Source organism: Mycobacterium sp. (assembly GCF_036488105.1).
In the GTDB taxonomy this organism is placed as follows: Bacteria; Actinomycetota; Actinomycetes; order Mycobacteriales; family Mycobacteriaceae; genus Mycobacterium.
Map to the genome: position 1 here is coordinate 1 of NZ_DASXHW010000066.1, position 8282 is coordinate 8282.

Annotated in this window: 10 protein-coding genes; 2 read left to right on the forward strand and 8 right to left on the reverse strand. The window is 65.8% G+C overall.

Translation table 11 applies throughout. From position 1 onward, the window contains the following. Positions 1-15 precede the first annotated feature (15 nt). On the forward strand, positions 16-795 hold the full coding sequence (locus VGH54_RS03590) for a 3-oxoacyl-ACP reductase (protein ID WP_331510573.1): 780 nt from the start codon (positions 16-18) through the stop codon (positions 793-795). Between the two features lie 9 nt (positions 796-804). Here VGH54_RS03590 and VGH54_RS03595 read toward each other — a convergent pair whose 3' ends face one another. The 4 genes from VGH54_RS03595 to VGH54_RS03610 form a co-directional block, all read right to left on the reverse strand. Then, positions 805-2016 (reverse strand): PPE family protein, encoded by a 1212-nt coding sequence (locus VGH54_RS03595; RefSeq protein WP_331510564.1) that lies wholly within the window; start codon positions 2014-2016, stop codon positions 805-807. A gap of 11 nt (positions 2017-2027) precedes the next feature. Next, positions 2028-2327, reverse strand: a complete 300-nt coding sequence (locus VGH54_RS03600; RefSeq protein WP_331510565.1) for a PE family protein — start codon at positions 2325-2327, stop codon at positions 2028-2030. A 266-nt stretch (positions 2328-2593) separates the two neighbouring features. Next, on the reverse strand, positions 2594-3712 hold the full coding sequence (locus tag VGH54_RS03605) for a HoxN/HupN/NixA family nickel/cobalt transporter (protein WP_331510566.1): 1119 nt from the start codon (positions 3710-3712) through the stop codon (positions 2594-2596). Positions 3713-3851: 139 nt separating this feature from the next. Further along, complete coding sequence (locus VGH54_RS03610; protein ID WP_331510567.1) at positions 3852-4982, reverse strand: nucleotide pyrophosphatase/phosphodiesterase family protein; 1131 nt, start codon at positions 4980-4982, stop codon at positions 3852-3854. A 71-nt stretch (positions 4983-5053) separates the two neighbouring features. Between VGH54_RS03610 and VGH54_RS03615 the strand changes: the two genes are divergently transcribed. Beyond that, positions 5054-5545, forward strand: a complete 492-nt coding sequence (locus tag VGH54_RS03615; protein ID WP_331510568.1) for a Fur family transcriptional regulator — start codon at positions 5054-5056, stop codon at positions 5543-5545. Here the strand turns inward: VGH54_RS03615 and VGH54_RS03620 are convergent. The 4 genes from VGH54_RS03620 to VGH54_RS03635 all read right to left on the reverse strand — a co-directional run. Continuing rightward, positions 5542-6279, reverse strand: a complete 738-nt coding sequence (locus VGH54_RS03620) for a DUF6390 family protein (protein ID WP_331510569.1) — start codon at positions 6277-6279, stop codon at positions 5542-5544. The two genes, VGH54_RS03615 and VGH54_RS03620, sit on opposite strands and share 4 nt — an antisense overlap. 3 nt (positions 6280-6282) lie before the next feature. Further along, positions 6283-7422, reverse strand: a complete 1140-nt coding sequence (gene hypD, locus VGH54_RS03625; protein ID WP_331510570.1) for a hydrogenase formation protein HypD — start codon at positions 7420-7422, stop codon at positions 6283-6285. Between the two features lie 11 nt (positions 7423-7433). Continuing rightward, positions 7434-7706 (reverse strand): HypC/HybG/HupF family hydrogenase formation chaperone, encoded by a 273-nt coding sequence (locus VGH54_RS03630; RefSeq protein ID WP_331510571.1) that lies wholly within the window; start codon positions 7704-7706, stop codon positions 7434-7436. A gap of 16 nt (positions 7707-7722) precedes the next feature. Beyond that, positions 7723-8282: HypE family hydrogenase expression/formation protein (locus tag VGH54_RS03635; protein ID WP_331510572.1), on the reverse strand; the 560-nt coding region annotated here is incomplete at its 5' end.

Sequence of the window (8282 nt, forward strand, 5' to 3'; positions counted from 1 at the left end):
CGGACGGGTGAGTTCATGAGTGTGGACCTGAGTCGACGGCTGGGCGGCAAGGTCGCCGTGGTGACCGGCGGCGGAAGCGGCATCGGGCTGGCGTCGGCGCGACGTCTTCATGCCGAAGGGGCCACCGTAGTCATCGGCGACATCGACGAGCGGACCGGTACCGCGGCGGCTGACGAACTGGGCGGACTGTTTGTGCCAGTTGACGTTTCGGATGAAGCCTCGGTCAATGGGCTCTACCACGCCGCGGCCGACCGCTACGGCTCGATCGACATCGCGGTCAACAACGCCGGCATCTCGCCACCGGATGACGACCTGATCGAGAACACCGAGTTACCGGCGTGGCAGAAGGTGCAAGACGTCAATCTGAAATCGGTCTACCTGTGCTGCCGGGCCGTGCTGCGGCACATGGCGCTCGCAGGGCACGGGTCGATCGTCAACATCGCCTCGTTCGTCGCGGTGATGGGATCGGCCACTTCACAGATCTCCTACACCGCATCCAAGGGCGGGGTGTTGGCGATGTCGCGAGAACTCGGTGTGCAGTTCGCCCGGCAGGGCATCCGGGTCAACGCGTTGTGCCCCGGGCCGGTGAACACTCCACTGCTGCAAGAGCTTTTCGCCAAGGACCCCGAACGTGCGGCCCGGCGGATGGTGCACGTGCCGATGGGCCGGTTCGGCGAGGCCGACGAAATTGCCGCTGTCGTGGCCTTTTTGGCCAGCGATGACGCATCGTTTATCACCGCAGCGACATATCTGGTCGACGGCGGCATCAGCGCCGCCTACACCACCCCGCTCTAGCGCGCCCGGTCAACCCGCTGACGGTGGGTGTGCCATCACCGTCGGGCGGAGCCCATATCGGGGAGTGGCGGCGCCGAAGCGGTTTCCGGCCGAATTGGCGAGCGGCGTACCGGGTATGCCGGCCGCGACCGCGGGCGGAGGGGCCGGCGCCATGCCTCCGAGCGCCGCCCCGGAGAGGCCGGACAGCGGGCTCACCCCGGGGGGGACCACACTCCAACTTGGCGGCACCGCCAACGCTCCGATCGCCGTACCCCGGCCCAGGGCGGCTGACACCGCGCCGGCGCTGCCCAATTCGCCGACTCCCGCTGCTGGGGCCGCCAGTGCGCCGCCGACTCCGCCGGCCGCGGCCGCTCCCGCGGCAGCATCCCCAGCCGCATCGGCGCCCGTAGCCGCGCCGCCGAACAAACTCGTAAAGGCACCCAGCGTGTTAGCAGGCGTGTAGAAGCCGGACGAAAATATGGTGTTCCAGATATTGGCGTTGAGCCCCAAGCCGTTCGACGAGAACAGCTCATTGAAGAGCCCCGAGAACCCCGTCGTGGACGACGAATTCCCGGACAGTAAATCCAAAAGCCCCTGGAGGCCGGACCCCGACGACGTCGACGTCGCAGGGGAGGCCAGCCCCTGTAGTGCAGCGGGTACCGAAGTCACCAACTGGGACAGCGGCGCCGAGGTTCCCGTGCCCGCTGCCTGGCCGACCGTGGTGGTCGCCGGCGGTTCGAAGAACGGCGTCAATGTCGATGCGGCTGAAGAGGATCCGGCGTAGCCGTACATCGCCGCCGCGTCTTGGGCCCACATCTCGGCGTAGTGGGATTCGGTCGTCGCGATCGCCGGGGTGTTCTGGCCGAGGATGTTGGTGGCCACCAATGTTGCCAACAACGTGCGGTTGGCGGTGATGACCGGCGGCGCAACCGTCGCGCTGAACGCGGCTTCGTAGGCACTGGCCGCCGCTTTGAGTTGGTCGGCGGCCTGCTCGGCTTGCGCCGCGGTGGCAGTCATCCATGACACGTATGGCGTGGCGGCGGCCGCCATCGACGTCGAGGCCGGGCCTCGCCACGGACCGCTGATGAGGCCGGAGACCACCGACCCGTAATCGCCTGCGGCCGAAGACACCTCGGTCGCCAGGCTGTCCCACAACGCAGCCGTCGCGATCATCGGCCCGGAACCTGGACCGGTGTACATCAGCCCGGAGTTGACTTCTGGCGGTAATGTTGCGAAATCCATTGCAAATCCTCCTATCCGGTCTTAACCGCGTTGGCGGCCTCGGTGGTGGCATACGAGCCGGCGCCGGCCGCCAACATCGTCACGAACATCTGGTGAATCGCCGCAGCCTGCGCGCTGACCGCCTGGTAGGCGTGTGCGTGTGCAACGAATTGCATTGCCGTCAAGGCGGATACCTCGTCGGAGGCGGGCGGGATCAGACCGGTGGTCGGTGCCGCCGCTGCGGTGTTCTGCGCTTGAAGTCTCACGCCGACGGATTGAAGGTTTTCCGCTGCGGTGGATAAGAGCTCCGGTACGATGGATACGAACGACATGGGTTTCTCTCCTTTGATTCAGGGCGCACGACGACAACGCAAGCCCAAGGCGCGGACTCGCGTGAAAAATGTTTCGGCGCAGGCTGATTGCAGACAGCAAGCACCGCAACGGGGACCGGATGGAAATCTGCGGTCATCGATGTGTGTCGGCGGCGAATGCCACCGTTCAGCTCAAGGCTGTAACGATCTTGGGTTCCACACCCGAGTCCGGCGCGGTGGTGATCGCGACCTGGGGTGAACCCAAGTCGACGTGTCGTCCACGCGTCTCAGCCGACGCGTTCGGCTTGCACCGTCCACTTCTCCTCGATGCGCCCGTAGCGCCAGATCAGCAGGGCGCCGGCCCACGTGACCACGAACAGACCGACGATGAGAAAACCAATTGCGTTGAGATCGATGCCGCCCAGCCAGCTCCAGAATCCACTTGTCCAGCCGAACTGCTCGGCCAGCAGTCCGAGTAATTCGACGGTACCGATGAGCAGCGCGACGACCACCGACAGGCCGGTGATGGTGATGTTGTAGTAGACCTTGCGAACCGGATTCGAAAAGGCCCAGCCATAGGCGAAATTCATGAACGAGCCATCGATGGTGTCCAGCAGACACATGCCCGCGGTGAACAACACCGGCAGGCACAAGATGGCGTACCACGGCAGTCCGGCCGCGGCGCTGGTGCCGGCCAGCACCAGCAGCGCGACTTCGGTCGCGGTGTCAAAGCCAAGCCCGAACAGCAACCCGATCGGATACATATGCCACGACGCGCTAACCGATTTGGTGAAGCGGCCGAGCAGCCGATTGAGAAGTCCGCGATTGTTCAGCTGCGCTTCGAGCTCGTCCTCGTCGTAGCGGCCGCGGCGCATTTCTACGAACACGCGCAGGATGCCCACCAGGATGACCACATTGATGATGGCGATTAGGTACAAGAACACGCCCGAGACGCTGGTGCCGATCAGGCTGGTGTAGTGATGCAGGGCCGAAGAGTCCTGCTCGACGGGCCCGATTACGGCCTTGAGCCCGAATGCGATGAGCAGTGCCAGCCCGAACACCACCGAGGAGTGGCCGAGGGAGAAGAAGAAGCCGACGCCAAGCGGCCGCTGCCCGTCGTTCATCAGCTTGCGGGTGGTGTTGTCGATCGCGGCGATGTGGTCGGCGTCGAATGCGTGGCGTAGCCCGAGCGTGTAGGCGGTCAGGCCGATGCCGATACCGAACGCTTTGTCTCCGATGCTCAAATGAGCCGGCTCGACGACGAGTATCAGTGTGCCCCAACCGATCACATGGAGCGCGATAATGATCGCGAACATCGATCCCAGGCGCAGCCACTCGTCGGGTGTCAAAGCCCCGCGTAGTCGAGCGCGCGACGTGGGTTGCCTGCTTAGTGTGTCAGCGGCCATGTCGCGTCCCATCTGGATCTAACCCCGGCCGCTATTGACGCTAAACCTCCGGCGAGCGTCTTGCAGATGATTCGCAGGAATTCTGCGAGTATTTTGCAGGTGGAAATTCCAGCGAGCGGGTAACGGTTCAGCGCTTCGGTCAGCGCAGGAAGGTGATCAGCGGGATAGCCATCTCGACTGGGTCGCTAGCTCCATGAAAGCCGATGAGCTGAGCCACTTCCGGCGGTTCGTGGGCGCTGGCCAGCACCGCCGTGTCACCCAGGCAGCTGACGACGACGTCGCCGATCCGCGGCAGGTGATCGGGTAACACGGATCCGAAGAGTGCAGCCGCGACAGCGTCGTCGCGGCTAAGCACGTCGGCTCGCCCATTCAACAGCTCGCACCAGGCGGCGATCACGTCGGAAGCCGCGCCGGGCTCGGTGTGCAGGTAGCGCACCCGTGGATCGCCGGCGACGACTCGCACCCCGGCGCTCAACCGCGCGTCGCCGTCAAGGTCGATCCGTCGGTCTTGCGGCACGTTCAACCCGCCGTGGTCGGCGGTGATCAGCAGTGCGGCATCCGGCGGCAACCCTTCGACCAACCGTCCGAGCAGCGCATCCACGTAGGCCCCGGCGGCGTGCCACTCGGGTGAGCCGATACCGAACAGGTGCGCCGCGGTGTCCAGCGCGGCGGTGTATGCGTAGACCAAACCGGGCGCGGCCCGTAGCTGCTCGATCACGAGCCGGGCGTAGTCGTCGTCGTTGGTCGCCGCCACGATTTGGGCACCGCGGTATGCCGCCTCGGTGAGGCCGCTGCCGACGAACGCCGCGGGCAGCACAGCACGGGCACCGACGCCGGCCCACTGCAGCCGTTCGAACCATGTTGGGACGGGCTGCCATTGGCTGGCCGGCGGATCATCACGCCACCCGATGTGGTTGAGCACCCGGTCGGTCTCGGGGAGCTTGACCGTGAAACCCAGAATCCCGTGGCGGCCCGGTGCGGACCCGGTGGCCAACGACGCCAGGCTGGTGGGTGTGGTGGAGGGGAAGGTGCACGCGAGCTCGTCAAGCTGGCCGTCGTCGCCGGCCAGCACCGACGCCAGCAGCGGTGCGTCGGCGGCCAGTTCCGGCAGCAGGTGCCAGCCCATCCCGTCGACGAGAACGACCACAACGCGCCGCACATCGCCGACCCGTGCGGTCACCCCCAGCGCGTCCACCGCCCCGTCAACGGACAGCAACGCGGCCGCGGTGGGCAGCACATCGCAGATCGAACCTCGCGACAAATCGGGCACGAAGTCAGTCTGACAGCGCCCGATCCGGTCATTGGGTGCGATCCGGCGATCGGCTGCGTGATACTGGACGAGTGGCCAGGCCCCCGGCTTTGGATCCGGCCGTCATCGAGCGGATCGGCGAGCTGTTGCGCGCTCATAGGCTCCGCCGGATGGCCTCCCGCATCGCGGTCTTGGCGGTGCTGGAGCCGGTCCACGGTCATCTGTCGGTTGCCGAGATCGATCAGCGGCTGCACGAGTGCCTGCCGGCCGAAGACCAGCCGCCGGACCTGGCGACGATCTACCGCACGGTGATCACCCTGGTCGACCAGGGCGTGTTGCATGCACTGACCCTGGAAAACGGGGTAACGACGTACGGTCTGGCTGCCGACCCGCATCATCACGCGGTGTGCACGCGCTGCGGCTCGATCATCGAAGTGCCCGCCGGCCGACTGGCCTCTGCGCTGCAACATGCGATGGCCGGCAGTTCGTTCACGCTGTCCGAGCGTGCCGGCCTCACCCTGCACGGACTGTGCCCGCAGTGTCAGGGTGACGAAGCAGGGGATGCGGACAGGCCGCGACGCTAGACGTGGGCCAGGCGCTGATTCGTCGCTTGCAGCTGACGGGTGGTGCTGTCGGCCAGCGCGTGGATCTGGCCGGGTTGCAACCGGCCACATAGCCGGCCCCAGTGGATCGCAACCTCATCGCCGACAGCCACATCCGGCACCGCGCTGTAGCCATCTGCCCAGACGTCGAGGACACGCGCCGACGGCTCGGACAGCGTGAGCGCTTGACCATCCCAGGCCAGCCCCTGGCACATCACCTCAACGCCATCCCCATCGCGGGAAATCACGGTGCCCCAATTGATGCGGCAATTGTCCAACACACTCAGCGGCTGCTCGTCCATGCCCCGGCCCAGAAACCGCGTCCACGGATAAACGCCGAATACATGAAAGCAGTGGTTGCCTGCCGCCTCACCCGCCAGGTCGGGCGTGAGATGCGACCAGTACTGGCCTGCCTGCGGCCCGATGATGGCCAGCAACGCGTCGAAAAATTCGCGCCCGTCCAGCTTGCCGCCGACTCCGCCACCCAGCCAATATGACTCGACCAGCCGATAGTCCAGCGGGTCGGCGATGCCGGTCAGCTTGGCGAGCACCCGCAAATATGGCCAGGCCCCGGAAAACTGTGTCGCGGCCTTGCGCACCTCGTCGACCGAGCCGTCCCGCAACGTGGCGCCCAGTGGGGGACCGCAATAGCCCAGCGCATTGGGCGCGTGGGCGTACCGAGCGAACATCTCGACGCCGCGGGTCTCCGGGTCCAATTGTCACGCCCGCCCGGTTTGCCCCACCAGCTTGGCGGCGTCGCGATGCATGCGGCCGAAGTTGTAGTAGGCCGCGCATGCCCCCTCGGGTGACACCATGCAGGTGCCGATCGGCGTCTCCGGGGTACAGGCGGTACCGAAAACCTTGCATTCCCAAGGCTTCAGGACACCCTTGAGCACCTCGCCGCACTGGCATGCCTTCGGGTCGGCGACCCGCACGCCGGGCATCGAGAACCGCAGTTCGGCGTCGAACTCAGCGAAGTCGTCGTGCAGCCGCAATGCGCTCTGCGAGATGAATCCCAGCCCGCGCCACTCGAAGTGCGGACGCAACGCGAACACCGTGCCCATCAGCGCCAGTGCGGCCGGGTTGCCGTTTTCGGGCACCACGCGTTTGTACTGGTTCTCCACCTCGCATCGGCCTTCACGGATCTGACGTAGCAGCATGGTGACCGCAGCCAGAATGTCCAGTGGCTCGAATCCAGCCACCACCAACGGCTTTCCGTACACGTCGGGCACGAACCGGTACGGTCGGTTGCCCACGACCGTCGAGACGTGTCCGGGGCCGATGAAGCCGGACAGCCGCAGGTCCGGCGATTCCAGGATGGCCTTGATCGGCGGCACGATGGTGACGTGGTTACAGAACACACTGAAATTTCGCAGGCCAAGGTCGCGGGCACGAACCAACGTCACAGCGGTCGACGGGGCCGTGGTCTCGAAGCCAATGGCGAAGAACACCACGTGTTTGTCGGGGTTGTCGACCGCGATCTTGAGCGCGTCGAGCGGGGAGTAGACGAACCGGACATCGGCGCCGCGTGCCTTGGCGTCCAGCAGACTGCCGGCCGACCCGGGGACCCGCATCATGTCGCCGAAACAGGTGAAGATCACGTCGGGTTGGCCGGCCAGCCACATCGCGTCGTCGATGCGACCCATCGGGATGACGCAGACCGGACACCCCGGGCCGTGGACCAGTTCGACGTTGTCGGGCAGCAGGTGTTCGATGCCGTGGCGGTAAATGGTGTGCGTGTGCCCGCCGCACACCTCCATGAACTTGAAGTGGTCGGAGCCGCTTCCCGCCAAGTGTTCGATCGCAGCCAGCAGCTTGCGGGCCGCAGCCGGATCGCGGAATTCGTCAACGAATTTCATCGTCGCCTCCCTTAAACAATCGCCGACGAGTCGAAGGCCTCGACTTCGGTGGTGTAGGCCTCGCCGAGCTTCTTGACAGCGGCCAGGGTCAGCAACGCCTCGGTCTCGTCGATCTTGGCCATCGCGAATCCGACATGGACCAGCACCCAGTCGTCGGGCTCGGGCATGTCGCTTTCCAGCAGCCGCACGCTGATCGTGCGCTGCACCCCGCTGACGTCTACCTTCGCCAAATAGTTTGCGGGATCGGTGATCTCAACGATCCGACCCGGAATCCCAAGACACATTCGCGGTCTCCTCCTCTTAACAGATCCGTGGCAGTGGGTCGCCGACGAGCATGTCGACGATCCGCGTCCCGCCGAATCCAGTGCGCAAGACCACGCTTTCCGCGGGCTCGGTCACGATTTCCCCGACCTCGGCCGCCTCGGCCCCCAGGGGATGTGAGCGCAGTGCGGCCAGTCCGGCTCCGGCCTCCTCCGGTGCGACGACGGCGACGAACTTGCCCTCGTTGGCGACGTAGAGGGGATCGATGCCGAGCAATTCGCACGCGCCATTAACCATGGGCTGCAAAGGAAGTCGGTCCTCATCAAGCACTACCCCAAGGCCGCAGGCCTGGGCCAGTTCGTTGCACACGGTGCCCACGCCGCCCCGAGTGGCGTCGCGCAACCAGCGGGTGGACGGCGCGGCCGCCATCAGCAATTCCACCAGCGGGCTCAGGCAGGCGGTGTCGGAAGCAATGTCGGCCTCGATGGCCAGGTCGCCGCGGGCCAGCATGACGGCCATGCCGTGATCGCCCATCGACCCGGACAACAGCAGCTTGTCGCCGACACGCACCGAATTCGCCGACAGCGTACGGCCGTTGG

What these genes read in the sequence shown, in the direction of transcription:
- VGH54_RS03590 (WP_331510573.1), top strand. Translation starts at nt 16, where the DNA reads ATGAGTGTGGACCTGAGTCGACGGCTGGGCGGCAAGGTCGCCGTGGTG.
- VGH54_RS03595 (WP_331510564.1), bottom strand. Translation starts at nt 2,016, where the DNA reads ATGGATTTCGCAACATTACCGCCAGAAGTCAACTCCGGGCTGATGTAC.
- VGH54_RS03600 (WP_331510565.1), bottom strand. Translation starts at nt 2,327, where the DNA reads ATGTCGTTCGTATCCATCGTACCGGAGCTCTTATCCACCGCAGCGGAA.
- VGH54_RS03605 (WP_331510566.1), bottom strand. Translation starts at nt 3,712, where the DNA reads ATGGCCGCTGACACACTAAGCAGGCAACCCACGTCGCGCGCTCGACTA.
- hypD (WP_331510570.1), bottom strand. Translation starts at nt 7,422, where the DNA reads ATGAAATTCGTTGACGAATTCCGCGATCCGGCTGCGGCCCGCAAGCTG.
- VGH54_RS03630 (WP_331510571.1), bottom strand. Translation starts at nt 7,706, where the DNA reads ATGTGTCTTGGGATTCCGGGTCGGATCGTTGAGATCACCGATCCCGCA.